Annotated in this window: 24 protein-coding genes; 10 read left to right on the forward strand and 14 right to left on the reverse strand. The window is 66.7% G+C overall.

All coding sequences use genetic code 11. The annotated features are described in order from the left end of the window. Positions 1-388: 388 nt before the first annotated feature. Together NRG74_RS01565 and NRG74_RS01570 are read left to right on the forward strand one after the other, a co-directional pair. Complete coding sequence (locus tag NRG74_RS01565) at positions 389-1,579, forward strand: sugar transporter (RefSeq protein WP_064307474.1); 1,191 nt, start codon at positions 389-391, stop codon at positions 1,577-1,579. Positions 1,580-1,736: 157 nt separating this feature from the next. Then, positions 1,737-2,204 (forward strand): DUF4442 domain-containing protein, encoded by a 468-nt coding sequence (locus tag NRG74_RS01570; RefSeq protein ID WP_257705567.1) that lies wholly within the window; start codon positions 1,737-1,739, stop codon positions 2,202-2,204. Between the two features lie 196 nt (positions 2,205-2,400). Here the strand turns inward: NRG74_RS01570 and NRG74_RS01575 are convergent, their stop codons facing one another. Continuing rightward, positions 2,401-4,794, reverse strand: a complete 2,394-nt coding sequence (locus tag NRG74_RS01575; RefSeq protein ID WP_257705568.1) for a DEAD/DEAH box helicase — start codon at positions 4,792-4,794, stop codon at positions 2,401-2,403. A 181-nt stretch (positions 4,795-4,975) separates the two neighbouring features. Between NRG74_RS01575 and NRG74_RS01580 the strand changes: the two genes are divergently transcribed. The 3 genes from NRG74_RS01580 (at position 4,976) to NRG74_RS01590 (ending at position 7,536) form a co-directional block, all read left to right on the forward strand. Continuing rightward, on the forward strand, positions 4,976-6,337 hold the full coding sequence (locus tag NRG74_RS01580) for a cation:proton antiporter (RefSeq protein WP_257705569.1): 1,362 nt from the start codon (positions 4,976-4,978) through the stop codon (positions 6,335-6,337). 29 nt (positions 6,338-6,366) lie between these two features. After that, positions 6,367-6,993 (forward strand): PAQR family membrane homeostasis protein TrhA, encoded by a 627-nt coding sequence (gene trhA / locus NRG74_RS01585; RefSeq protein ID WP_093254650.1) that lies wholly within the window; start codon positions 6,367-6,369, stop codon positions 6,991-6,993. 144 nt (positions 6,994-7,137) lie between these two features. Next, the gene (locus NRG74_RS01590; RefSeq protein WP_257705570.1) at positions 7,138-7,536 is read left to right on the forward strand and encodes a septal ring lytic transglycosylase RlpA family protein; all 399 of its coding nucleotides are present in this window, start codon (positions 7,138-7,140) and stop codon (positions 7,534-7,536) included. A 6-nt stretch (positions 7,537-7,542) separates the two neighbouring features. Here the strand turns inward: NRG74_RS01590 and NRG74_RS01595 are convergent, their stop codons facing one another. Next, entirely contained in the window at positions 7,543-8,559 is a 1,017-nt protein-coding gene (locus NRG74_RS01595) for a GGDEF domain-containing protein (RefSeq protein WP_017641952.1), read from the reverse strand. A gap of 246 nt (positions 8,560-8,805) precedes the next feature. Here NRG74_RS01595 and NRG74_RS01600 point away from each other — a divergent pair, with 246 nt between their 5' ends. After that, positions 8,806-9,438 (forward strand): DJ-1/PfpI family protein, encoded by a 633-nt coding sequence (locus tag NRG74_RS01600; protein WP_257705571.1) that lies wholly within the window; start codon positions 8,806-8,808, stop codon positions 9,436-9,438. Further along, the gene (locus NRG74_RS01605) at positions 9,432-10,055 is read left to right on the forward strand and encodes a glutathione S-transferase family protein (protein ID WP_231354699.1); all 624 of its coding nucleotides are present in this window, start codon (positions 9,432-9,434) and stop codon (positions 10,053-10,055) included. The genes NRG74_RS01600 and NRG74_RS01605 overlap by 7 nt, the downstream gene beginning before the upstream one ends. A gap of 39 nt (positions 10,056-10,094) precedes the next feature. Here the strand turns inward: NRG74_RS01605 and NRG74_RS01610 are convergent, their stop codons facing one another. From NRG74_RS01610 to NRG74_RS01645, 8 genes are all read right to left on the reverse strand, one after another. After that, a complete protein-coding gene (locus NRG74_RS01610) occupies positions 10,095-10,442 on the reverse strand; it encodes a cupin domain-containing protein (protein WP_007160512.1) in 348 nt (115 codons plus the stop codon). A gap of 102 nt (positions 10,443-10,544) precedes the next feature. Next, the gene (locus NRG74_RS01615) at positions 10,545-11,573 is read right to left on the reverse strand and encodes an ABC transporter substrate-binding protein (protein WP_257705572.1); all 1,029 of its coding nucleotides are present in this window, start codon (positions 11,571-11,573) and stop codon (positions 10,545-10,547) included. Further along, positions 11,564-12,700, reverse strand: a complete 1,137-nt coding sequence (locus tag NRG74_RS01620; RefSeq protein ID WP_257705573.1) for an NAD(P)/FAD-dependent oxidoreductase — start codon at positions 12,698-12,700, stop codon at positions 11,564-11,566. Before NRG74_RS01620 ends, NRG74_RS01615 begins: the two co-directional genes overlap by 10 nt. Next, positions 12,697-14,058 carry an NAD(P)/FAD-dependent oxidoreductase gene (locus NRG74_RS01625; RefSeq protein ID WP_257705574.1) on the reverse strand — a complete coding sequence of 454 codons (1,362 nt, stop codon included), beginning with the start codon at positions 14,056-14,058 and terminating at the stop codon, positions 12,697-12,699. The genes NRG74_RS01620 and NRG74_RS01625 overlap by 4 nt, the downstream gene beginning before the upstream one ends. Further along, positions 14,055-14,345 (reverse strand): (2Fe-2S)-binding protein, encoded by a 291-nt coding sequence (locus NRG74_RS01630; RefSeq protein ID WP_026083946.1) that lies wholly within the window; start codon positions 14,343-14,345, stop codon positions 14,055-14,057. The genes NRG74_RS01625 and NRG74_RS01630 overlap by 4 nt, the downstream gene beginning before the upstream one ends. Positions 14,346-14,362: 17 nt before the next feature. Continuing rightward, positions 14,363-15,157 carry an ABC transporter permease gene (locus NRG74_RS01635; protein WP_027598975.1) on the reverse strand — a complete coding sequence of 265 codons (795 nt, stop codon included), beginning with the start codon at positions 15,155-15,157 and terminating at the stop codon, positions 14,363-14,365. Between the two features lie 4 nt (positions 15,158-15,161). After that, positions 15,162-16,028: an ABC transporter permease gene (locus NRG74_RS01640; protein ID WP_257705575.1), complete on the reverse strand. Its 867-nt coding sequence runs from the start codon at positions 16,026-16,028 to the stop codon at positions 15,162-15,164. Continuing rightward, entirely contained in the window at positions 16,025-17,044 is a 1,020-nt protein-coding gene (locus NRG74_RS01645) for an ABC transporter ATP-binding protein (RefSeq protein ID WP_257705576.1), read from the reverse strand. Before NRG74_RS01645 ends, NRG74_RS01640 begins: the two co-directional genes overlap by 4 nt. A 239-nt stretch (positions 17,045-17,283) precedes the next feature. Here NRG74_RS01645 and NRG74_RS01650 point away from each other — a divergent pair, with 239 nt between their 5' ends. Next, positions 17,284-18,114 (forward strand): IclR family transcriptional regulator, encoded by an 831-nt coding sequence (locus NRG74_RS01650; protein WP_257705577.1) that lies wholly within the window; start codon positions 17,284-17,286, stop codon positions 18,112-18,114. Between the two features lie 222 nt (positions 18,115-18,336). Here NRG74_RS01650 and NRG74_RS01655 read toward each other — a convergent pair whose 3' ends face one another. Then, the gene (locus NRG74_RS01655) at positions 18,337-18,804 is read right to left on the reverse strand and encodes an RNA methyltransferase (protein WP_208692104.1); all 468 of its coding nucleotides are present in this window, start codon (positions 18,802-18,804) and stop codon (positions 18,337-18,339) included. 97 nt (positions 18,805-18,901) lie between these two features. On the opposite strand from NRG74_RS01655, the gene NRG74_RS01660 reads away from it, so the two are divergent. Next, positions 18,902-19,645 carry a class I SAM-dependent DNA methyltransferase gene (locus tag NRG74_RS01660; RefSeq protein ID WP_257705578.1) on the forward strand — a complete coding sequence of 248 codons (744 nt, stop codon included), beginning with the start codon at positions 18,902-18,904 and terminating at the stop codon, positions 19,643-19,645. Between the two features lie 139 nt (positions 19,646-19,784). On the opposite strand, the gene NRG74_RS01665 is transcribed toward NRG74_RS01660, so the two are convergent. Then, positions 19,785-20,543, reverse strand: coding sequence for an SDR family NAD(P)-dependent oxidoreductase (locus NRG74_RS01665; RefSeq protein ID WP_257705579.1), 759 nt, complete (start codon positions 20,541-20,543; stop codon positions 19,785-19,787). Between the two features lie 152 nt (positions 20,544-20,695). Here NRG74_RS01665 and NRG74_RS01670 point away from each other — a divergent pair, with 152 nt between their 5' ends. After that, positions 20,696-21,571, forward strand: a complete 876-nt coding sequence (locus tag NRG74_RS01670) for a LysR family transcriptional regulator (RefSeq protein WP_257705580.1) — start codon at positions 20,696-20,698, stop codon at positions 21,569-21,571. A gap of 343 nt (positions 21,572-21,914) precedes the next feature. On the opposite strand, the gene NRG74_RS01675 is transcribed toward NRG74_RS01670, so the two are convergent. Next, positions 21,915-22,397, reverse strand: a complete 483-nt coding sequence (locus tag NRG74_RS01675; RefSeq protein ID WP_064309061.1) for a GNAT family N-acetyltransferase — start codon at positions 22,395-22,397, stop codon at positions 21,915-21,917. 48 nt (positions 22,398-22,445) lie between these two features. After that, a complete protein-coding gene (locus tag NRG74_RS01680; protein WP_257705581.1) occupies positions 22,446-23,579 on the reverse strand; it encodes a GGDEF domain-containing protein in 1,134 nt (377 codons plus the stop codon). Between the last annotated feature and the right edge of the window lie 68 nt (positions 23,580-23,647).

A 23,647-nucleotide genomic window follows, 5' to 3' on the forward strand; every position in this document is an offset into this window, starting at 1 on the left:
CGAGGCTAGAGCTTGCCCCTGGGGTAAGGTCAAATCATCCGGCGCGTTTCGCTCGGAGCCGGCGCCGGGTAAAAGGTTTCGCGATGTTTTGTCGCAGCGCCAGGCGGTCAGCGCGCTGAACCCTGGGCGAAAAAGCGACGCCGATCAGGCAGTTGGCCGCTTCGACCAGACGATCGCCATCACTGGGCGCAACTGCGAGAGGTTGTGATGGTCCGACGCAGCAGCGTAGAATTTTTACTACATCCAATTCCAATCCCTACCTACAGCAGACTTCTCGCTCGCGACCCGGCGTCGCAGGCGGGCCAAGCCTTTGCTCGTGGGTTTTCGTCGTCGGCTTTCTGACCGGAAGTCGCTATCCACCCCTTCGCTCTGGAGTAGAAGACCCCCCATGGATGCTACCGCCGAAGCCCGGAAGCCCAGCTGGTCCGGTGTCATCGCCCTGGCCCTGGCCGCCTTCATCTTCAACACCACGGAATTCGTCCCGGTGGCGCTGCTCAGCGACATCGGTCGCAGCTTCGACATGCGTCCCTCGCAGGTCGGGCTGATGCTGACCATTTACGCCTGGGTGGTCGCCCTGATGTCGCTGCCGATGATGCTCGCCACGCGCTCCATCGAGCGGCGGCGGCTACTGATGTTCGTCTTCGCGGTGTTCGTCGCCTGCCACGGCCTGTCCGGGGTGGCCTGGAGCTTCGAGGTGCTGGTGGCCAGTCGCATCGGCATCGCCTTCTCCCATGCGGTGTTCTGGTCGATCACCGCCTCGCTGGCGGTGCGCATTGCCCCGGCCGGCAAGCAGACCCAGGCGCTCGGCCTGCTGGCTACCGGTACCTGCCTGGCCATGGTGCTGGGCATCCCATTAGGCCGGGTGCTGGGCGAATTGCTGGGCTGGCGCTACACCTTCGTCGCCATCGCGGCGCTGGCGGTGGGCACGGTGCTCTGGCTGGCGCGCAACCTGCCGCTGCTGCCCAGCGAGAATTCCGGTTCCCTGGCCAGCCTGCCGGTATTGTTCAAGCGCCCCGCGCTGCTGTGCATCTACCTGCTCACCACCCTGGTGGTGACCGCCCATTTCACCGGCTACAGCTATATCGAGCCCTTCGCCGTGGAAGTGGCGGGCATGGGCGGCATGCAGATCACCGCCTTGCTGCTGCTGTTCGGCGGTTCCGGGGTCATAGGTTCGCTGCTGTTCAGCCGCTACAGCCTGAGATTCCCCAATGGCTTTCTGGTCGCGGCCATCGCCGGCATCGCCTTGTCGCTGCTGTTGCTGCTGCCCTTCGCCTGGAAGAGCTTCATGCTGGAAGGCCTGAGCGTGGTCTGGGGCATCGCCATCATGAGTTTCGGCCTGGCGCTGCAAGCCAAGGTACTGGCCCTGGCCAAGGACGCCACGGACGTCGCCATGGCGCTGTTCTCCGGCATTTACAACGTCGGCATCGGCGGCGGCGCCCTGTTGGGCAGCGTGGTGGGGACCCATGTCGGCATGCCCTACGTCGGCCTGGTCGGCGGTAGCCTGGCGGTGGCCGGCCTGCTGTTCGCGGTGTTCATGACCCGCCGCTACGCCGAGCAACTCAACGCCAATCCGCTGTAAGGCTTGCGGGCGCCTCCTCGACGAGACGCCCCGGCTACGCGACCCAGGGGTCGCGAACTGTCTACCGGGCCGCGCCCGCCAGTCGTGGAGCGGCCCGGGACGAAGCGCTAAGCTGCGGGCTCCTGGCGCCTTGGCCAGACTGCCGGATGCGCTCGCCATGAATCGACTGCTGTTCAATCTCTTTGTCTGGACCAAGGTGCCCATCGCCAAGATCGCCGGCCTGCGCCTGCGCCAGCTGGACGATGCCGGCTGCCAGATACAGGTCACCCATGGCTGGCTGAACCAGAATCCTTTCAAGAGCATGTTCTGGGCGGTGGAGGGCATGGCGGCGGAATTTTCCACTGGCATCCTCGCCGACCGGCACATCCGCCGTTCCGGCAGTCGCTACGCCATGCTGGTGGTGGCCATGAGCGCCCGCTTCACCAAGAAGGCCGTGGGCACCCTCGTCTTTCGCTGCGACCAGGGCGAGGCCATCGCCGAGGTGCTGCGGCTGGCCCGGGACACGGGCGAGCCCCAGGTGCTGCAACTGCGCAGCGTCGGCACCGACGAGAGTGGCGAGCAGGTGGCGGAATTCTTCTTCACCTGGAGCTTCAAGGCGCGGATGCCGGTGGCGACGTCTCGGTAAGAGCGGCCGGCCGGTAGCGTGAAAATCGCGTAGCGTTTTCCACGGGCAAGCCCAACGCAAGACGGTGGAAGGCCGCGCCGTTATCCACCCTCCGCGGCCAACCGCCCCCTCTCCCGGCGGGAAAGGGGGAGAGGCGATCGCGGGTAGGGGTGTCCACGTTGTTGGGCTTCGCTGCGCTCAGCGCCAACCTACGAAACTAACGCCCGAAGCGCCCACCCCGGCGCTCCCCACGCCCCTGACGGCGGCCACCCTTGCCCTGACCCTTCTCCTGGCCCCGCGGCCGACGGCGGCGCGACAACTCGCGGGTGATGGCGTCGTTGAGCAGGTCGCGATGCTCCTGGCCGCGTTCCAGGGCGGGAAACAGTTCGGGCAGGCTGCGCGCCAGGTGCAGATAGGTTTCCACCACGTGCAGAGCGCTTTCCAGGCCGGCGAGATCGGTTCCCAGGGGGATGCGCGGCAGGTCCACCGGCTCGCCCCGGGTCACCAGGCGCAGCCAGCGCTGGGCCTGGCCGCTGGCCGGGCCTTCCAGGCCGCCGCGGATCGGCGTGCAGGCGAAGATCCAGCGCAGCTGGAAATCGATGCCGGGCAGGTCGATCAGCTTGATCCACTCGGCCAGTTCCTCGGGCAGCACCGAGACGAAGGCATCGCCATAGTTGATGTTGCGGTTGAAGGTCAGCCAGGTGCGCAGCAGGCTGGGCTCTTCCATGAAGTCGGACAGGGCGCGCAGGTGCTCCAGGCTCGGCCGCACCTGGAACTGGTGCAGGTCTACCGGATCGTCCGGGCTGTGGAACAGCCGCTTGATGTTGCGCAGCACATGGGGTTCCAGCGCGGTGATCTCGCCTTCGGCATGATGGCCGAAGCGCCCGGCGCGGCCGCCGATCTGCTTGACCTCCTGCACCCGTAGCGGTCGATTCTGCACCCCGTCGAACTTCTCGTCGGTGTAGAAGCACAGGGTATGGGCCGGCAGGTTGAGGCCCATGCCCACCGCATCGGTGGCCACCATGATCTCGGTCTCGCCGTCACGGAAGCGCCGCGCCTGCTCCCGCCGTACCTCCGGCGAGAGGGCGCCATAGACCACCGAGACCCGGCGGCCGGCCATTTCCAGCAGGCCCTTGAGTTCCAGCACCAGCCGCCGGCTGAAGGCCACCAGCAGCGACCCGGGTTCCAGGCGTTCCAGGGTGGTGGCGTGGCGCGCCACCGTGACCGGCGACAGGCGCTTGGTGGGCTTGAGCTCCAGGCGGTCCTCGCACAGGTCGCAGAGGGTGCGTAGCGAGGGTTCGATCAGCGCCGGACCGGTCATCAGTAGGCGCTTGGTGTGGGCGCTGACCAGGGCATCGACCCAGGCCCAGCCGCGTTGCGGATCGGCGAGCATCTGCACCTCGTCGACCACCACCACTTCCCATTGCTGGCGGCGGAAGCGGGCAAATTCCTCGACGGTGCAGCAGAAATGGGTGGCACCCGGGCGGATGATCTCTTCCTCGCCGGTGACCAGGGAGCAGGGCACACCGAGGGATTCCAGGCGCTCCTGGTTCTCCAGCGCCATCAGCCGCAACGGTGACAGGTAGATGGCGTGGGTCACCGCCGCCATGGCTTCGATGGACCTGTGGGTCTTGCCGCTGTTGGTGGGGCCGAGCAGCGCGGTCCAGGTGCGGGTCAGGCGCCGGGCCGGATAGTTCTGGTGGTACTGGCCGAAGCGCGGATTGTTTTCCAGCAGCACGGCGAAGGCCATCTTCTCGCGCTGCTGGCCCACGGCGTGGCGCAGGGCGCGACGCAGCTTGTCGCTCTCCAGGCGCATCAGCTCCTGCAGGCGCGGTGTGCCGAGCTGGTGCAGATCGAAGTCCAGGATGTCGGCTTCGCCCACCAACACGGCGAAACGCTCGCGCAATTCCCCCTCCGCGGTGGCCTTGAGCGCGGCCACATCGGCGTCGCCAAGCAGACGCCCCTGGTTGGCCGCCAGCCGTCGGGGGATCTCCAGGCGAATGTCCTCGTGGGTCAAGACCACATTGAATCTCAACTCGTGGCGCGTCTCGTTGAGCACCTCCACCGCGCGCGGCAGGAAGTCGTCCAGGCGGATCAGCGCCTGGGGTACCCGCTCCAGCACGCGCTGGCGATCCTCCTCGGCCATCTCGGCGAAGGGTGCCGCCAGGATGCTCAGCCGCTCGCGCACGGCATCGCCCAGGCGCTGGCCGACCGCCGCGGCAAAGGTCTCGGCGGAGTCACTGTCGGCCAAGTTCAGTGCCCAGTGCGGTTCGAGCAGCTCGCTCGCCGCGCCGCCGGTGAAGAGCTTTTCGCTGCCGAAGACGTCCACTGGATAGCCGAAGGTCTTGCTGGCACTGAGCAGTGCCTGGCCCAGCAGACGGTCGGGATCGGGCGCACTGCCGGCGGCCACCGCCGCGGCCTCGTCGAGACCCAGCCAGAAGGCCTTGGCGATACGGCCCAGGTGCGGCAGGGGATAACCCGAGTAGCGTTTGAACCAGAGTTCCTGATGCTGTTGCCTGGCAACGAAGTCGGGATGGGTGCGGCCGGCCCAGTCGAGGAAGCGTTGCAGACGTTCGAGGCGGCGTTGCTTGCGGAGGCGGTGATCGCTCATGCGAGAAGAGGCTTTCCAGGAGGACTATTAGGACATGGGACCCTGGCCGGAGCCACGGGGTCACCGCGTGGTGCGCCATTCGGCAGATAGGGGGCACCGCCAAGGCCTTGGCGCAGTCTCCATCAGGAGGGTGGCGTCCGTCACCCACTCTTCCTCTCCTGTTCTGGATCACGCCACCCACATGACTTTTCTCGTCTGGGTCGGGGTATTGGGATCGTTGTTGATGATCCTCGCCCTGACCTCCGCCTATTTGCGCTGGCTACCGGTCACCACCTCGGTGGTCTGTCTGGCCTTCGGCATGCTCATCAGTCCCATCGGCCTGGGGCTGGCCGAGGTCAACTTCCAGCAATCGGCGACCTGGATCGGCCACCTGACCGAGGTGGCGGTGCTCTTTTCGCTGTTCGTCAGCGGCCTCAAGCTGCGGCTGTCCTTCCATCGTTCCTCCTGGCACGGCGCCTATCTGCTGGCCGGGCCGGTGATGATTCTCAGCATCGCCGGCGTCTGCCTGGTCGCTCACTACCTGCTCGGCCTGCCCTGGGGCGTGGCCTTGCTGATCGGCGCCATCCTCGCGCCCACCGATCCGGTGCTGGCCGGGCTGGTGCAGGTCAACCACGCCCAGGATTTCGACCGGGTCCGCTTCGGTCTCTCCGGCGAGGCAGGCCTCAACGACGGCACCGCCTTTCCCTTCGTCCTGCTCGGCCTGCTGCTACTACAACATGGTCAGTTGCAATGGGACTGGACCCTGGAGTGGTTTCTCAAGAGCGTGGTCTGGGGTGTACCGGCTGGGCTGCTGCTGGGCTACTTCATGGGCAAGGGCGTGGGTCGGCTGATGATCTATCTACGCACCCGGCATGGCGACAGCACCATCTCGCCCAACGACTTCCTCGCCCTGGCACTGATCGCCCTGTCCTATGTGCTGGCCGACGAGATCGGCGCCTTCGGCTTTCTCGCGGTGTTCGCCGCCGGCCTGGGCTTACGCCAGGCGGAAGTCCAGACGTCGGGGCATGCGGAAACGCCTTCCGAGCACCTGGCGCAGCCGGTGATCGGGCATCTCACCGGCGCACCGGAGCGCGCCACGGTCGCCAAGGCGGAGGACATCGAGGAGCCGCGCATGGCCGCCGGCGTGATGATGGGCGACATGCTGGCCTTCGGCAGCCTGGTGGAACGCTCCTTCGAGGTGCTCCTGGTGACCCTGCTGGGCGTGGTGCTCATCACCCACTGGGACAGCCGCGCGCTGCTCCTAGGCGCCTTGCTGTTCGTGGTCATTCGCCCGCTGGGAGTGGCGACCATGCTGCCCTTCACCCGCATCGATCGCCAGCAGGGGGCACTGATCGGCTGGTTCGGCATCCGCGGCATCGGTAGCCTGTATTATCTGTGCTACGCGCTCACGCATCACGTCACGGCCGACTGGGCCGGGACCATCGTCGACCTGACCCTGTCGGTGGTGGCCTTGAGCATCGCGGTCCACGGGATTTCCATCCAGCCGCTGCTCGACCGCTACGAGCGCCTCACTGCCCGTCGCGAGGGCTCGGCGAGACCCTGAGCCCGTTTGCGACCCATACCGGAGGACGCATGTATCACGGTGAACGTCTCAATGCCTGGACCCATCTGATCGGTGCCCTGCTGGCCCTGGCCGGTGCCGTCACCCTGGTGGTGCTGGCCAGCCTGCAGGGGGATCCCTGGCGCATCGTCAGCGTGGCCATCTATGGGGTGGCGCTGGTGATCCTCTACAGCGTCTCGACCCTCTACCACAGCGTGAAGGGGCGGGCGAAACGCCTGTTGCAGAAGCTCGATCACCTGTCGATCTATCTGCTCATCGCCGGCAGCTACACGCCGTTCTGCCTGGTGACGCTGCGCGGGCCCTGGGGCTGGACGCTGTTCGGCATCGTCTGGGGCTTGGCGCTGATCGGCATGGCGCAGGAGCTCAAGCCGCGTTCGGAAGCGCGCATCCTGTCGCTGGTGATCTACGCCGTCATGGGCTGGATCGTGCTGGTGGCGGTGGGGCCGCTGCTGGATCGCCTGGGCGGTGAAGGCTTCGCCTGGCTGGTGGCCGGTGGGGTGCTCTACACCGTCGGCATTCTGTTCTTCGTCTTCGACGATCGCTTCCGTCATTGGCATGGCATCTGGCACGGCTTCGTCATGGCCGGCAGCGCCCTGCACTTCGTCGCCATCCTCAGGTATGTGCTGCCGGCGCCCTAGGGCGGTCTTGAGGGGTTCGTCACAGATATGGCGGCCTATGGCCATGCCTCGCGAACCCTTGGGTCGCGGATCGGTTCAGAGATAGCTGAATCCACTCCCCAGTGCGTTGCTTTCCCAAAACGAAGAAGAAGAGGAAGGTGAAACGTGTTCAGCCGTTCCAGATCCCTCGTACTGCTCCTGATGCTTGCCTGCACCGCCTGCCAGGAAAAGGACGCCAAGACCGTAGCGGCGCCGATCAAGAAGGACGCCAGCTTCGAACAGCGCGGCAAGGCGTCCTTCTATGCGCGCAAGTTCCACGGCAGGGAAACCGCCAGTGGCGAGACCTTCAACAACAACGAACTGGTCGCCGCCCACAAGACCCTGCCGCTCGGCACCCGGGTCAAGGTGACCAACCTGGAAAACGATCGCGCCGTGGTGGTACGCATCAATGACCGCGGACCCTATATCCGGGGTCGCATCATCGACCTCTCAAGGGCCGCTGCGCGGCGGGTGGACATGGTCGACGACGGCACCACCGCGGTAAAGGTGGAAAAGCTGGATTAACGCCACTCAGTGTGGCCAGACCATCTGGTCTTTGCCCTGGCGTTTGGCCTGATAGAGACCTTCGTCCGCCCGCCGCAGCAGCTCGTTGAGAGAAACTTCCGGGTCGAGCCGAAGCGCCCCGGCACTGAAACTGATGCCCAAGGGGGCGGCGGCGGCCAGGCGGTTACGCAAGACTTCCAGCAGGTGGCTCACCCGCGCATCGTCCAGGCCGCGGATCAGCAGGCCGAATTCCTCGCCACCCAGGCGACCGACCTGCAGCCTCGGATCGAGCTGATCGATTTCCCGCGCCGTGGCGACCAGTACCTGATCGCCGACCTGATGACCGTGCCGGTCGTTGATCTCCTTGAAGTTGTCGATATCGAGCATGACGAAATGCGCAGGCGTCTGCCCGCTCTCGCCGCGAGCCTCGTCCAGCTGCTGCAGGAGCTTGCGGCGATTGGCGATCCCGGTCAGTTCGTCGGTTTCCGCCAGGATCCGATAGCGCTCCTTGAGAATGAAGGTCCGTCGCATCCATTGGCTGTTGGCGTGGTTGTAGGCGATGCCGATGGCCAGGGTGGCACTGGCCAGCAACCAGACCAGGTGTATTGGCATGGCGGTGGGAACCAGCTGGGTCTGACCGATGAACAGGATGAAGGCGGCGCCGGCGAGGGTGATCAGGTAGTGGGAGAGACGATAGGTCATGCCGCAGGTGCCCAGGACGATGATCACGGCGATGGGCAGATTCCAGTAGTGGCCCACGGCGCCGCCATCCTGGATCTGGATGCGAAAGGCTAGGGCGAGCGCCCAGATGTTGCCGGTAAAGGTAAGACTCATCATGCGCGCGCTGCGTGCAACGCTGAGCAGGGCGCTGATCGCCAGCAACAGCAGCATCACGGCGAAGTAGCGTGGCTTGTAGGGGCTGCCAATCAGCGGATTGCTCCACAGACTCAGCGGCCACAGCGCCAGCATCAGAGGCTGCAATACCTGCAGGGGGGTGCGCAGCACCCGCCGGACATGCTGTTCATAACGAATATCATCGTCCATCGACATCTCGGAACGGGGTAAGGCCGATGGGCGATGGCAAATCGGCAGGCGTTTCGGCCAAGGGGTGGGCCACTGTAATGGCTAAGTGCTATCTCTTCCAGTGGCTCGGCGGTGCTATGGCGCGGTTTAGAAGGGTTTCCGGCGAATGGCCTGACTGTATGGCTGGCCTGGCGCGGCGCTGTATCTGGCCAACTCGCCTGGATGAGACCGAGACTCTCGGCTCACCCCCGCGCACCTGGTAGCCCCATGCACCTCGCCATCCTGACCTTCGACGGCTTCAACGAACTGGACTCCCTGATCGCCCTGGGCATCCTCAATCGCATCAAGCGTCCGGACTGGCGGGTGTCGCTGCTGGCGCCCACGCCCTGGGTGACCTCCATGAATGGCGTCCGTCTGGAGCGGCAGGCCGGCTTCGACGAACTGGCCGACTGCACCGCCGTACTGGTGGGCAGCGGCAGCCGGACGCGTGAACTCGCCCGGGATGCTGACCTGCTGGAGCAGCTTGCCGTGCTCGATCCCGTGCGCCAGCTGATCGGCGCCCAGTGCTCCGGCACCCTGTTGCTGGCGCGTCTCGGCCTGCTCGACGGCGTACCCGGCTGCACCGATCTCACCACCAAGCCCTGGGTACAGGAGGCCGGCATCGAGGTACTGGCACAGCCCTTCTTCGCCCGCGGCAATCTGGCCACCGCCGGTGGCTGCCTGGCCTCCAGCTACCTGGCGGCCTGGGTCATCGCCCGGCTGCTGGGCCGCGAGGCAGCTGCCGAGGCGCTGCACTATGTAGCCCCGGTGGGTGAGAAGGAGGACTATGTGGCGCGTGCGCTCTGCAACATCGAGCCCTATCTCGACCATGAACCCCTGGAGGTCGCCTGCGCATGCTGAAGGTCCTTGGCCGCGTCTCTTCGATCAACGTGCGCAAGGTGCTCTGGTGCCTCGACGAACTGGGCCTGGGCTATGAGCGTGAAGACTGGGGCGCCGGTTTTCGCTCGGCGCAGTCCGCCGACTACCTGCAGTGGAATCCCAATGGCCAGATCCCGGTCCTGCTGGACGGCGACTTCGTGCTCTGGGAATCCAACAGCATCCTGCGCTACCTGGCCAACGCCCGGGGCGGCGAGGCGTTGTATCCCGCCGCACCGCGGGCACGGGCGCGGGTCGATCAGTGGCTGGACTGGCAGGCCAGCGAACTCAATCCGGCCTGGAGCTACGCCTATCTGGCCCTGGTGAAGCAACAGCCGCCGCAGCCCGATCCGCAGCGCCTGGCGCAGGGCATCGCCACCTGGAACGGGCGTATCGCCATTCTGGAGGCGCACCTGGCGCAGCACGGCCCCTATGTGGTCGGCGAGCGCTTCAGCCTGGCCGACATCGCCCTGGGGCTGTCGCTGCACCGCTGGCGCAGCACCCCCATGAAGCGGATCGCGGCACCAGCCATCGAGGCCTATCTCGCGCGCCTGGCCACGCGACCGGCCTGGGCCTGCTATGCCAGTGATGCCACGCCCTGAGCAGCCCGCCGGGCAGCGCCGGTAGGCGCCGCTCGCACGTCAGGCGAAGACGAAATACTTGCGCACCGTCTCGACCACTTCCCAGGTGCCCTTCATGCCGGGTTCGACGACGAAGATGTCGCCGGCCTTGAGGTGAATGGGTTCCTGGCCATCGGGGGTGATGATGCAGTACCCCTCCTGGAAGTGGCAGTACTCCCACTTCACGTAGTCGACGCGCCACTTGCCGGGGGTGCAGATCCAGGTGCCCATGATCTTGCTGCCGTCATCGGAGGTGTAGGCATTGAGGTTGACGGTATGGGGCTCGCCTTCGATGCGCTCCCATTTGCAGGCATCGACCACGGGCAGGGGTTGGGTGTCGCGCAGAACGGTGATGGGCGGGTTGGCCATGGCGGCTCTCCTGGTGATGGAAGCCGCCAAGGGTGAGGGGTCGCCCCGAACCGGGGTTGTCCAGGGTCGACACCGACCAGCGTATTTGCGCTATTCGGCCGACTAGCGCTCCACCTGCCGATTCCAGCGGGCGTTCCACTGCGGCCTTACCTTGTTGACCTCGTCCCAGTCGATGGTCACGGCGGTCTTCAGGTAGTTCTGCATGGCCTCCACCTGGCCGCGGGTCTTGTCGGTGGTGGGGGTATTGGGGTTGGACGGGATCTGGTCGCCCAGTTCCAGCGCCGGGGCCTGGGCCTCGGGGGTCAGCAGGTACTCAGCCAGTTGCTGGGCCAGCTCCGGCTGGTCGTTGTTGGCGGTCACGCATTCGGCGACGTTGAGCACCACGGCGCCCTCCTTGGGCGGCGCGTATTCCACCGGGATGCCCTTGAGCTTGAGAGCGGTGACCTGGGTGGGCGTCAGCGGGAACAGCGCCGCCTCGTCGGTCTGCACCATCTCCGAGAGCTTGGCCGAGCTGGGGATGTACTCCAGCACATTGGGGCCGACGGTGGTGGGCCAGGCCTTGAAGCCGGGGTCGACGTCCTGCTCGGTGCCGCCCTTGAGACGGTTGAACATCAGGAAGCCGTGCAGGCCGAAGGTGGACGAGGACAGCGACTGGAACACCACCTTGCCCTTGTACTTGGGATCGGCCAGATCGGCCCAGGAGGTCGGCGCCGCCCAGCCTTTTTCCTTGAACAGCCGGCTGTTGTAGGCAAGCCCTGTCACGCCCAGGCTGACGGCAGCCGCCTGGTCCTTGATCTTGGCCTTGTCGGGGATCTGCGCCAGGCTCGCGCTGGGCTTGAGCGGACTGCACAGATTCATGCCGATGGCGCGGTACATGATGCCGTCGTCGAGAAACATCACATGGATCGGCGGCTTCTGCGGACTGGCCTGGACCTTGGCGAGGATGTCCGCCGAGGTGCCGGGCACGATCACCACCTTGACGTTGTGCGCCTTCTCGAAGGCGGGCAGCACGCTGTCGGCATAGAGGCGCTCCATGGTGCCGCCATTCATGCCGAGGTAGAGCGTCGGTTCGGCCACGGCGGCCAGGGGCAGGCCGGCGAGGGCCACGAGCAGGGCAGGGGTCAGGCGCATGATTGGGAACTCCTGGGCTGGGAAGGGAAACGGGCGATGGAAAAGGCCTGCAGGCTGTGCCGGGGCGCGCCCTGCAGGATGCACTCGGCCAGGGCTTCGCCAGCCGCCGGCCCGATCTGGAAGCCCGCACCGGCAAAGCCGAAGCCGTGCAGCAGGCCGGGGGTGGTGAGACTGGGGCCAAGCACCGGCTGGTGATCCGGCAGATAACCCTCGACGCCACTCCAGGTGCGGATCGCCTGGGCCCCGCTGAGCGCCGGATAGAGTTCGGCGGCGTTTCTAAGGATGTCGAGGATGGCCAGCTGGCCGGGGCGGGCGCGGTCGGCGTCGAGGGCGAAGCCGCGCCCGCCGCCCAGTACGCAATTGCCACGGGCCACCTGGCGGGCATAGATGCCGCCGCCTTCCACACCGGTGCTGGCGGTCATGAAGGGCGGCAGCGGTTCGGTCACCAGCATGGCCGGATGGGCCGCGGTGAGGGGCACCGGCTCGCCGAAGCGGGCGGCCAGCTCCGCTGCCCAGGCGCCCGCGCAATTCAGCAGCCAGGGCGCGGTGAGGGTCTGGCCGCTGTCAGTACGGAGCTGGAAGCGCTGGCCGTCGTGCTCGACGGTGGTCACGGCGGTCCGTTCGAGGATTCGGGCGCCCGCGCGGGCAGCCGCCTGGGCGAAGGCCGGGGAGACCAGGCGTGGATTGGCGTGGCCGTCTTCGGGGCAGAAGGAGGCGCCCACGGCGATGTCGCCGACCCAGGGAAAGCGCCGGCGCAATTCGCCCCGGTCGAGCAGTTGCAGATCCAGGTCGAAGCCCCGGCTGGCCTGGGCATAGGCCTGCAGGGAGGCGAAGTCGGTCTCGCTGCGGGCCAGCTTGAGGTGGCCGGATCTGAGGTATTCGCCATCGGTACCCAGCAGGTCCCGCAGACCGCCCCAAAGCTGATGGGCGCGACTGGACAGTGGCAATTGCACCAGCGGCCGCCCCTGGCGGCGCACCCCGCCATAGTTGACGCCACTGGCCTGGGCGCCGCAGAAATTGCGTTCCAGCAGGGCGACGCGCTGGCCGCCCTGGGCCAGGAACAGCGCCGCGCTGCTGCCGACGATACCGCCGCCGATGATCAGCACATCCACGTCCAGCCGGCTCATGGCGCCAGCTCCACGCCAAAGGGCAGCGGCTTGATCGGCGCCTGGGCACGCAGCCGGCCGATCTGGTCCAGCGGGCGACCACTGGCGCAGGCGATCAACTCGGCCGCCGCGGCGCCGCAGATCCGTCCCTGACAGCGGCCCATGCCGACCCGGCAGGTGGCCTTGACCCTGTTGATCTCCCAATGACCCTGGGCCACCGCGGCGCGGATCTCCCCGGCGCTGACCTGTTCGCAGCGACAGACCATGAGTGCGTCCGGCGCCTTGGCCGCCCAGTCCGCGGGGAAGGGGAAGGCCCGCTCCAGGCCCTGGCGAAAGACCTCGAAGCGCGCCAGGCGTGCCTGCAGGGCCTGGATACGCGCCCTGTCCACCGGCACGCCACGATCATCCAGCAGACTCAGGGCCGCCAGTTCGCCCGCCAGTTCGGCGGCATCGGCACCCTGGATACCGGCGCCGTCGCCGGCCAGGTAGACCCCGGCCTGGCTACTGCGGCCGCCGTTGTCCCGCACCGGCAGCCAGGCGCGATTGAGCGGATTCCAGGCGAACTCGCAGCCCAGCAGATCGGCTAGCTGGGTCTCGCTGCGCAGCGTCTGGCCGAAGCCCAGGGCGTCGCACGCCAGCCGGTGCTCCTCGCCATCGGCGGCGCGCCAGCGCACGGCAGCCACTCGGCGTTCGCCTTCGACCGCCAGGAGATCGGCGCCCTGGTGCACGGGCACGCCGTGCAGCGCCAGCCAGCTGCGGTAGTAGAGGCCCTTGGCAAAGGTGGCCGGTTGACCGAGCAGCGCCGGAGCTGCAGCGGCCTGGTCGCGGAAGGGCGCGCTGTCCAGCACCGCCAGCGGCTTGGCCCCGGCCTTGGCGTATTGATAGGCGACCAGATAGAGCAACGGGCCGGTACCGGCCAGCACCGGTCGGCTGCCGATGGCGCAGCCCTGGAACTTGAGCGCCACCTGGGATGCGCCCAGGCTGTAGACGCCCGGCAGGGTCCAACCCGGCACCGGCAGGATGCGGTCGGTGGCACCGGTGGCGACGATCACCTGGTCGAAGGCCAGACGATCGACGTAGCGGCCCTGGCTCAGGGTATCCAGAGCGCTTTGCTCGGCATTCCACACCAGGGTGTCGGGTCGATAGTCCAGCGTCGTCTGCATCTCGGTCAAAGCACCGTGCAGCGCCTGAGCCTTGCCGGCTTCGAAGCCATAGAGCGCCTTGAGCGGGCGCCGGAAATTGCCCGGTTGCTGGCGATAGATCTGGCCGCCGCCGCAGGCGCTTTCGTCCAGCAGCACCGGCTCCAGGCCATGGGCGACCAGGGTCTGGGCCGCGCGAATGCCCGCCGGCCCGGCGCCTATCACCACGACGGCGCTCACAGCGGCCGCCCCGGATCGCGGCTGACCTGCTGGCCCGCTTCGAGAAAGGTGGCGCAGGCACGCACCCGGCGGCCGTCGGCCAGGCGCACCCAGCAGTCCTGGCAGGCGCCCATCAGGCAGAAGCCGGCGCGGGGCTCACCGCCGAAGTCGCTGCCGCGCAGGTGATCGCTCTGGGTGAGGATGGCGGTGAGCAGGGTATCGCCCTGCAGGCCCTCGGCCGGCTGGCCGTCGAGGGTAAATGCCAGGGTCGGGCGGTCGCCTTCGGCCACCCGCTTGAGCAGTGCCATGGACGGGGCTCGGCTATTCATTGTTTGCCCACCAGCACGCGATCCAGGCCATAGATGCGGTCGAGCAGGATCATGGTGGCCGCGGTCAGGGCAATCACCAGCGCCGACACCGCCGCCATCATGGGGTCGATGGATTCGGTGGCGTAGACGTACATCCGCACCGGCAGGGTCTGGGTCGCCGGCGAGGTGACGAAGATCGACAGGGTCACCTCGTCGAAGCTGTTGATGAAGGCCAGCAGCCAGCCGCCGGCCACCCCGGGCAGGATCATCGGCAGGGTGATGCGGCAGAACAGCGTGGTGCGACTGGCGCCCAGGCTCTCGGCCGCCTGCTCGGCGCTGCGGTCGATGCCGATGGCGGCGGCGATCACCAGGCGCAGCACATAGGGGGTGATCACCACCACGTGGGCCAGCACCAGCCAGCTGAAGCTGCCATTCACCCCCAGCAGCGCGAACAGCCGCAGCATGGCCACGCCCAGCACCAGGTGCGGGATGATGATCGGCGAGAGGAACAGGCCGTTGAGAAAGCCCTGGCCGGGAAAGCGGTAGCGGGTGATGGCCAGCCCCGCCGGCACCGCGATCAGCGTCGCCAGGGTGGCCGACAGCGCCGCCAGCTGCAGGCTGTTGTAGAAGGCGGTGAGGAAGTCCGCCCGCTCGAACACGGCGGCGAACCAGCGCAGCGAGAAGCCGGCGGTGGGCAGGCTGAGGGTGTTCTCCGGGGTGAAGGCCACCAGGCAGACCACCACCAGCGGCGCCAGCATGAAGACCATCACCAGGGTATGGAAGGCGAGCCCGAGCGGGCCGTTGCGGGTCATGCGGTCAGACTCCCAGGGCACGTTTGTAGCGGCGTTCCACCAGGCGATTCCAGCCCAGCATCACCAGCAGGTTGAGCAGCAGCAGGGCCACCGCCAGGGTGGCGCCCATCGGCCAGTTCAGCTCGGCCAGGTACTGGTCGTAGATCAGGGTGGCGACCATCTTCAGCCGGCGTCCGCCCAACAGACCGGGGATGGCGAAGGAGCTGGCGGCCAGGCCGAAGACGATCAGCGTTCCCGACAGCACCCCGGGCATCACCTGAGGCAGCACGATGCGCCGCAGCACCGTCAGGTGACTGGCGCCCAGCGACAGCGCGGCCTGTTCGGCGGCGGGATCGAGTTTCTGCAGCGAGGTCCACACCGGGATGATCATGAACGGCAGCATCACGTGGACCAGGCCGACGATCACCGCGAAGGGGGTGTAGAGCAGCTTCAGCGGCCGCCCGCCCAGGGCCACGATGGCCTGGTTGACCAGTCCATCGGCGCCCAGCAGCAGACTCCAGCCAAAGGCGCGCACCACCACCGAGATCAACAGCGGCGTCAGCACCAGGATCAGGAAGATCGAGCGCCAGGGCGCGCCCATGCGACTGAGGACGATGGCCTCCGGTACCCCGATCAACACGCAGAGCAGGGTGACCAGGGCGCTGATCCAGAAGGTGCGCAGGAAGATCTCGTAGAAGTAGGGATCGCCCAGCAGGCTCAAGTAGTGGGCCAGGGTGTAGCTGCCTTCCTTGATCCCGGTTTCGTAGTCGAAGACGTTGAAGGATAGCGCCAGGGTCAGCGCCAGGGGCGCCAGCAGCAGTCCGGCGAACAGCACCAGGGCCGGGGCGCTGAGCAGATAGACGCGACCGGTGCCGCGCAGCAGGGTGCTCATGCGGCGGTCTCCGCGGCTTCCAGTTGGCGCAGCAGACCGTCGTCCCAGTGCAGCCCGACGCGCTGACCCTCGTCCAGCGGCGGCAGCCCATCGTTGCTGCGCAGCACCGACACCTCGCCCAGCGCCGTCTCCAGCCGATACAGCCACTGGCTGCCGAGGAAGAAACGGGTCAGCACCCGCCCTTGCAGACGTCCCTCACCGGCGGGGCGCAATTCGATCTTTTCCGGCCGCAGCGAGATCGCCAGGGCGCCGCCGGCGGCGATCTGCGGCCGACCCTGGGCATCCAGGCTGCCGGGCAGCAAGTTGGCCTTGCCGACGAAATCGGAGATGAATCTGTTGCGCGGGTGTTCGTAGAGGCGATAGGGCGCATCCACCTGGGTGATGCGGCCAGCTTCCATCACCACCACCCGGTCGCTGATGGACAGCGCCTCGGACTGGTCGTGGGTCACCATCAGGGTGGTGATGCCCACCTCGCGCTGGATGCGGCGGATCTCGAACTGCATCTCCTCGCGCAGATGGGCGTCCAGGTTGGACAGCGGTTCGTCCAACAGCAGCACCGGTGGTGCTATCACCAGCGCTCGGGCCAGGGCCACCCGCTGGCGCTGACCGCCGGAGAGTTCGCGGGGATAGCGCTCGGCATGCTGACCCAGATGCACCAGGCCCAGGGCTTCCTCGACGCGCCGCGCCAGTTCGGCGCCCGCCACCTTGCGCATGCGCAGGCCGAAGGCGACATTGTCGCGCACCGTCATGTGGGGAAACAGCGCATAGCTCTGGAAGACCACCCCGAGGCCGCGACTGGCCGGCTTGGCGTGGGTGATGTCCTGGCCGTCGAGCAGGATGCGCCCGCTGCTGACGTCGACGAAGCCGGCGATCATCTGCAGGGTGGTGGTCTTGCCGCAGCCGGAGGGGCCGAGCAGGGAGACGAATTCGCCGCGCTCGATGGCCAGGGTCGAACCGGCCACCGCGTAGCTGTCGCCGTAGCGCTTGCTGAGATTGTCGAGAGTCAGGAAAGCCATGGCCGCAATGCTCCTCCGGTCGCGCCCACGGGAGAGGTGGGCAAGGTTTTGGCAGGGCGAAAGACAGCCTGGATCTGGGACGTTGGCGCTCGCTCGATTGGCGGCGTCCGGTGATTGTGAGTATCGCCCTATGGACCTGAAGGTAAGGGCGACCTAGGATGCGGGACAAGCAGGTTTTTCACTGAATGAACTCTTTTTTCAGATTTATTCACTCAGTGGAATATTTTGGAGTGCGGTAGATGGAAGATTCCAGTGAAAGAAAGACAGCGGCAGGTGAGGTAGGTGTTGGCGCCATCAGCCGGGTGTTCGCCGTGGTGCGCGCCCTGGGTGAGGGTGATCCCGAGGGGGAAAAGGTCACCCGCCTGGCCGAGCGCGTCGGCCTGTCGCAACCCACCACCCACCGGCTGCTGCGTGGCCTGGTGGAAGAGGGCATGGTCGAGCAGTGCGCTCGTAGCAAGAGATACCGCCTGAGCCTGGATTTCTTCGCCCTGGCGGCCCGCGCCGGCCAGGTCGGCAACCTGCGCGACCTGGCGCGGCCGAGTCTGCTGCGGCTGTCGGCGTCCCTGGGCGACTCACTGTTCCTGCTGGCGCGCAGCGGCTTCGACGCCATGTGCCTGGACCGCAGCGAGGGGCCCTATCCGATCCGCACCTTCACCGGCGACATCGGCGGTCGCGTGCCCCTGGGCGGCGGCCAGGGCGCCCTGGCGATCCTGGCCTTCCTGCCCGAGGAAGAGCGCGACGAGGTGATCCGCTACAACCTGCCGCGGCTGCGCGATGCCCATCATTACGATGAGGTGCTGCTGCGCGCCGAGATCGACAACGTCCGCCAGCAGGGCTACGCCGCGCGCAACACCGGGGTGCTGGCCGGCATGTCGGGCCTCGCCGTGCCCATCCTCGACCGCAATGGCCGGGCGGTAGCGGCCCTGAGCGTGGGCACCCTGAGCGAACGCCTCAACGCCCAGCGCCTGCCCACGGTGATCGAACTGCTCCGCCGCGAAGCCGGGGTGATCGCCGCGCGCATCAACCCCTTCGATCCGGTCTTGCGCCGGCCGACCCAGGGGTTTGGTTGAAGACGTTGGGACTTGTCTGAAAAGTCGCCGAGCGAAGGTGAGGCAAGGCGCAACGACCAACGGGAGTAACAGCCGAAGGCTGGCCCGAAGGGTGAGCGCCAGCGAATCAAATCAGCGAGGAAGCGGAGTTTACGAGGGGTAAATGAGCATTCCGACCGGGCTGGCGATCCAGCTGATTTTTAACGCAGCATCACCGATGCGCAGGCAGTTTTCAGGCAAGGCCTAGAACAGCGGACCGGAGCGGGTGTTATTCCCCTTCGCCAGCCGGTCATAGAGCACCACGTTGACCGTGGCCGCCAGATTCATGCAGCCCTGGGTGGGGATGTACACCACGTCCTCGCACCAGTCGCGCAGCTCCTGGCTCAGCGAACCGTCCTCCGAGCCGAACAGGTAGAGCGCGCGATCGGGATGGGTGTATTCGGGCAGCGGCCGGGCGCCCTCCACCAGCTCCACCGCCACCGGTACGCACCCCAGCGGCAGGATGCGGCGCAGGTCGTCGATGTTGATCAGCGGGATATCCTGGTGGACCTTCTTGGTATCGGTGACGAAGTCCTTGGCGCGGTCGTAGCGGGTGCCGGTATAGAACACCGAGGCCACCCCGTAGCAACCCGCCGCCCTCATGATGGACCCGACGTTGGACGGCGACTTGGGGTTGCTCAGGCCGATGCAGGCGTATCTCTTGTTGCTCACGTCAGGGGACTCTCGGGAAAACCGCCAGTATAAAGCGTCCATCATCGCGAAAACCGACTAAGATGCGCGCCCGCGTCTCCAGCCCCGAGCCCCTGCGATGTCCGCCACCGCCCTCTACACCGACCTGTCGGCCTACTACGACCTGCTCTGCGCTGACATCGACTACCGGGCCCAGAGCCAGGCGGTACTGCGCCTGCAGCGACTGTTCGGCAACGGTGGCAGTCGTCATCTCGACCTCGCCTGCGGCACCGGCCCCCATGTGCGGCATTTCCTCGATGCCGGCTTCCAGAGCAGTGGGCTGGACCTCAATCCGCCGATGCTCGCCCAGGCCGCGCTGCGTTGCCCGGAGGCGGACTTCTCCTGCCAGGACATGTGCGCCTTCGAGCTGGAGCAGCCGGTCGATCTGATCACCTGCTTTCTCTACTCCCTGCACTACAGCGGCAGCCTCGCACGCCTCCAGGCTTGCCTGATGCAGGTCCGGGCGGCCCTGACCCCGGGCGGCCTGTTCTGCTTCAACGCCGTCGACAAGCGCCGTATCGACAATGCCTCCAGCGTCGGCCACAGCGTCGAACGGGCCGATGGCCACTTCAGCTTCGCCTCCGCCTGGCATTACCCGGGCGAGGGCGAACACCAGCAACTCCGCCTGCGCATCGAACGCCGCCACGCCGGCGCGCAGCAGACCTGGCAGGACGAACACCCCATGGTGGCGGTGGACTTCCCCGAACTGCTGGCCCTGCTGACGCCGCACTTCGAGGTGCAGATGCTGGAGCACGACTATCAGCGCATCGAGCCCTGGGCCGGCGAGGCGGGCAATGCGCTGTTCGTCTGCGTCAGGCGCTAGAGTCTGTTCAAAGTCTCGCGAGCTAGAGCCAAACAAGGCGAAAATGCCTGAGGAAGCGGAGTTTACGAGTGGTAAATGAGCATTCCGAAGGCTTTTTCAACGCAGTTTGGCCGACGCGCAGCAGGCTTTGTACAGAGTCTTAGTGGGCATGGGCGTGCATCCCGCCATCCACCGCGATGACATCACCGGTGAGGTAGCGCGCCAGCGGTGAGACGAGAAAGGCCACCACCTGGCCCACGTCCTCCGGCTCGCCGAAATAGCCGATGGGAATGTGGCGAGCGATAAAGGCCTGGCGCGCCTCGGGCGTCGGGTGCAGCCGCTGCAGGATCTGCTCGGAATTGATCCGCCCCGGCGCGATGGTGTTGACCGTGATGCCCTCGGCCGCCAGTTGGCTCGCCAGCCCCTTGGACCAGAACTGGATCGCCGCCTTGGCCGCCCCGGCGCCGTTCAGGTCCCGCGGCTCCATGCTGCCGCTGAAATTGACGATGCGTCCCCAGCGCCTTTCGCGCATTCCGCCCAGCAGCGCCTGGGTCAGGCGGCGGGTCGCGGTGAAGTTGAGATTCCAGGCTTCGTCCCAGGCCGCATCGTCCGCCGTCACCGAAAGCGGTCTTGTGCCGCCGGCGTTGTTGACCAGGATGTCCACCCGGCCCAATCCCTGCTCCGCTTGCCGCGCCAGGCGCTGGACGTCTTCGGCGTCGGTGATATCCGCGACGATCACCAGCGGCCGGGCATGACCCGCCGCCACGATCTCCTCGGCCAGAGTCTCCAGGGCGTCCCGCCGCCGCGCGGTGATCGCCAGCCGAACGCCTTCGGCAGCCAGGACGCGGGCGATGCCCGTGCCTATGCCCATGCTCGCGCCGGTCACCAGGGCAGTACGGTCGTGCAGTTGCAGATCCATGATCGATTCTCCAGGGGTGAGGATTTTCGTAGGTTGGGCTGAGCGCAGCGAAGCCCAACACTTCGCGACCTCACCCACACCACTAGCCTCACCCATTACCCAAATGAGATAAACGCCACCTAGGTGTAAGGATTCCTTAACAGGAGTGTTGAATGGATCTGCTCGACAGCATGCAGGTGTTCGTTGCCGTGGTGGAGCGCGGCAGCCTGGCCGCTGCGGCCCAGGCCCAGGGCATCTCGCCGACCATGGCCGGCAATCACCTGCGCGGTCTGGAGAAGCGCCTGGGCCTGCAATTGCTGGTACGCACCACCCGGCGCCAGCGCCTGACCGCCTTTGGGGAGGGCTACTACGCCCGCTGCCGCGAGATCCTCGCCCTGGTCGCCGACACCGACCGCCAGGCCGAAACCCAGCGCCTGGCGCCCGCCGGCATCCTGCGCGTCTCGGCGCCGGTGTCCTTTGGCACCTACGGCCTTACGCCGCGACTCGGCGACTATCTGGCGCAGCATCCCCAGGTCACCCTCGATCTGGTGCTGAGCGACCGGGTCCAGGATCTGGTGGAGGAGGGCATCGACATCGCCATCCGCATCGGCGAACTGGCCGACTCCTCGCTGGTGGCGCGACCCCTGGCGCCCTATGTGATGTGGTGCTGCGCCGCGCCCGGCTATCTCGCCCAACGCGGCATGCCCGAGCGACTGGCTGATCTGGAGGCCCACGACTGCCTTGGCATGGACCCTCGCGCCCTGCACCAATGGCGCACCCAGACTGGCACTAACTTCGGCCCGCTGCCACCCGGTCGCCTGCACCTCAACAACGGCCCCGCCCTGCGCCTGGCCGCCCTGCAAGGCCTCGGTGTCATACTCCAGCCCGCCTTCCTGCTGCAGGACGACGTCGCCGCCGGCAGCCTTGTGCGTCTCTTCCAAGGCCAGGAGCTCACCCGCCCCCTGACGGCGCTCTATGCCCAGACGAGATGGCGCTCGGTGACAGTGAGGAGCTTCGTGGAATTCCTGTTAGCGGAGTTCACCCCGTAGCGTGGAAAACGGCGCAGGCCTGTCCACGCCCGTCGGCCACTACCTATTCGTGGTTTACCTACCGCCCCCATGGAAGCGGACTGAAACAAGCGACGTAGGTTTGGCTGAGACAGCTCCACCGTCGAAGCCCAACAATCCAGAGCCAGCGTTGGGCTTCGCTACGCTCAACCCAACCTACCTCGCAAGGCATCGCGCGGACCACCGAGGCCTTGCCCACTAAATCCCCATAGAGGCAGGTCGGGATATGGGACGTAGGTTGGGTTGAGACAGGTCCATCGTCGAAGCCCAACAAGCTGGGACCAACGTTGGGCTTCGCTGCGCTCAACCCAACCTACCTCGTGAGCTATCGCGGCCAATCGATGCCTTGGCCACTATCGCCCAGCCGCTTCTCCATGAACACACTCAACGGATCCTCCCGATACGCCCCAAAAGGACCACGCCGCTGGTAACCCGCTGACTCATAAAGCCTCAAGGCCTCCGGCTGATAGGGCCCCGTTTCCAGTCGTGCCAACTCACACCCGCGGCCTGCCGCTTCACGCTCCAGCTCCGCCAGCAGGCGACCGCCCAGCCCTTGCCCGCGAGCCTTGGGGCTCACATACATCCGCTTGATCTCGCCATAGCCCTCATGCAGCACCATGGCGCCACAGCCCAGCGCGTGACCGCCGTCATCGCGGGCGACCAGGAACAGCACGTTCGGCTGCATGAGCGATGCGAGATCCAGCGCATGGCGGCTTTCAGGTGGATAGAGGCCGTCCTGATAGGCATCCAGTTCGGCGATCAGGGCGATCATCTCGGGTTGGTCGGGGGATTCGAGGGCGATGGGCATGGTGGCTCCGGTCAGGCAGTCGCCCAAGCCTAAGCCATCAGCGCGCCTTCATCCCAGACTCATCCGCAAGCCATCCCGCCCGCCACGCTTGGCGGCGTAGAGGGCACCGTCCCCGCGCTCCAGCAAGGCCGCCAGGTTTTCCGGCGGCTGATCGAACAGCACCGCGCCGATGCTCAGGGTGACGGGCTCGGGCGTCCGCAGGCGCTGCGCCGCCAGCTGGTTGAAGCGCTGGCGCAGTGTGTCTGCCAAACGCACGACATCCGCATCGGCCGCCTCACCCAGCAGCACCACGAATTCATCGCCCCCCAGCCGGGCGGCCAGCGCCTGGCGGGGCAGGGAGGTGCGCAATAGGTCGCTCAGGGCGATCAGCAGGCCGTCACCCGCGGCGTGGCCATGGAGGTCGTTCACCAGCTTGAAGTTGTCCAGATCGATCAGCAGCAGGGCGCCGGGTCGAGCCGGGGTCGCCTGGCTGAACAGTCGTGGCGCCTCGGCTTCCAGGGCGCGGCGATTATGCAGACCGGTCAGGGGATCGCTGCCGGCCAGGCGCTCGATATGCTGCTCGCGGCGATAGCGCACCGTGCCGGTCATCGACAGGGCGATCAGCATCACCGCCATCACCCCCTCCACCAGGGAGATCTGGATGATGACGCCGCGATAGACCGCCAGATCGATCAGGCTGCCGGGGGTGAGCGGCGGAATCATCTTGATCAGATAGAAGAGTCCATGGATCAGCAGCACCGCGCGCAGCTGCCGCTCTCCGGCATTGCGCCGGCGCAGCAGCAGGCTCGCCCGTATCGCCAGGATGCCGATCATGAGCGACTGCACCACCAGCAGCACCTTGGACCACCATGGCTCGTTGGGCAGCAGCAACATCCCGAGCCAGATCGCAACGAAGGCCCACCAGCCCAGACTCAAACGCCGCGCCGTGAAGCGCGCCACGCCGATCAGAAAGAGCCCATGCACGAAGATCAGCAGTCCATTGGCGAACCAGATGCCCACCAGCAGCAGTCCCTGGCTGCGCAACAGCGCCAGGGTGCTACCCACGCAAATCAGGGCGAAACCCGTGCTCCAGTACAGCAGCGCCGACTCGCGCACCGATCGCCACTCGATGGCCAGATAGCCCGCCGCGGCAGCCGCTAGGGCGATGGTGAGGGTCAGCATGGTGGGGGCATCGAGTGCCATGGGCGAATCGGACCTGTCTGGATACGAGAAGGGCGCTCCCTGCCGGGGGCGAGCACACGCCAAGGCGG

It is taken from the genome of Pseudomonas oryzihabitans (assembly GCF_024652905.1).
GTDB classification, from domain to species: Bacteria; Pseudomonadota; Gammaproteobacteria; order Pseudomonadales; family Pseudomonadaceae; genus Chryseomonas; species Chryseomonas benzopyrenica.

What these genes read in the sequence shown, in the direction of transcription:
- NRG74_RS01680 (WP_257705581.1), bottom strand. Translation starts at nt 23,579, where the DNA reads ATGGCACTCGATGCCCCCACCATGCTGACCCTCACCATCGCCCTAGCG.
- NRG74_RS01605 (WP_231354699.1), top strand. Translation starts at nt 9,432, where the DNA reads ATGCTGAAGGTCCTTGGCCGCGTCTCTTCGATCAACGTGCGCAAGGTG.
- NRG74_RS01615 (WP_257705572.1), bottom strand. Translation starts at nt 11,573, where the DNA reads ATGCGCCTGACCCCTGCCCTGCTCGTGGCCCTCGCCGGCCTGCCCCTG.
- NRG74_RS01670 (WP_257705580.1), top strand. Translation starts at nt 20,696, where the DNA reads ATGGATCTGCTCGACAGCATGCAGGTGTTCGTTGCCGTGGTGGAGCGC.
- NRG74_RS01645 (WP_257705576.1), bottom strand. Translation starts at nt 17,044, where the DNA reads ATGGCTTTCCTGACTCTCGACAATCTCAGCAAGCGCTACGGCGACAGC.
- NRG74_RS01635 (WP_027598975.1), bottom strand. Translation starts at nt 15,157, where the DNA reads ATGACCCGCAACGGCCCGCTCGGGCTCGCCTTCCATACCCTGGTGATG.
- NRG74_RS01640 (WP_257705575.1), bottom strand. Translation starts at nt 16,028, where the DNA reads ATGAGCACCCTGCTGCGCGGCACCGGTCGCGTCTATCTGCTCAGCGCC.
- NRG74_RS01580 (WP_257705569.1), top strand. Translation starts at nt 4,976, where the DNA reads ATGACTTTTCTCGTCTGGGTCGGGGTATTGGGATCGTTGTTGATGATC.
- NRG74_RS01595 (WP_017641952.1), bottom strand. Translation starts at nt 8,559, where the DNA reads ATGGACGATGATATTCGTTATGAACAGCATGTCCGGCGGGTGCTGCGC.
- NRG74_RS01620 (WP_257705573.1), bottom strand. Translation starts at nt 12,700, where the DNA reads ATGAGCCGGCTGGACGTGGATGTGCTGATCATCGGCGGCGGTATCGTC.
- NRG74_RS01665 (WP_257705579.1), bottom strand. Translation starts at nt 20,543, where the DNA reads ATGGATCTGCAACTGCACGACCGTACTGCCCTGGTGACCGGCGCGAGC.
- NRG74_RS01600 (WP_257705571.1), top strand. Translation starts at nt 8,806, where the DNA reads ATGCACCTCGCCATCCTGACCTTCGACGGCTTCAACGAACTGGACTCC.
- NRG74_RS01675 (WP_064309061.1), bottom strand. Translation starts at nt 22,397, where the DNA reads ATGCCCATCGCCCTCGAATCCCCCGACCAACCCGAGATGATCGCCCTG.
- NRG74_RS01610 (WP_007160512.1), bottom strand. Translation starts at nt 10,442, where the DNA reads ATGGCCAACCCGCCCATCACCGTTCTGCGCGACACCCAACCCCTGCCC.
- NRG74_RS01565 (WP_064307474.1), top strand. Translation starts at nt 389, where the DNA reads ATGGATGCTACCGCCGAAGCCCGGAAGCCCAGCTGGTCCGGTGTCATC.
- trhA (WP_093254650.1), top strand. Translation starts at nt 6,367, where the DNA reads ATGTATCACGGTGAACGTCTCAATGCCTGGACCCATCTGATCGGTGCC.
- NRG74_RS01575 (WP_257705568.1), bottom strand. Translation starts at nt 4,794, where the DNA reads ATGAGCGATCACCGCCTCCGCAAGCAACGCCGCCTCGAACGTCTGCAA.
- NRG74_RS01570 (WP_257705567.1), top strand. Translation starts at nt 1,737, where the DNA reads ATGAATCGACTGCTGTTCAATCTCTTTGTCTGGACCAAGGTGCCCATC.
- NRG74_RS01660 (WP_257705578.1), top strand. Translation starts at nt 18,902, where the DNA reads ATGTCCGCCACCGCCCTCTACACCGACCTGTCGGCCTACTACGACCTG.
- NRG74_RS01650 (WP_257705577.1), top strand. Translation starts at nt 17,284, where the DNA reads ATGGAAGATTCCAGTGAAAGAAAGACAGCGGCAGGTGAGGTAGGTGTT.
- NRG74_RS01630 (WP_026083946.1), bottom strand. Translation starts at nt 14,345, where the DNA reads ATGGCACTGCTCAAGCGGGTGGCCGAAGGCGACCGCCCGACCCTGGCA.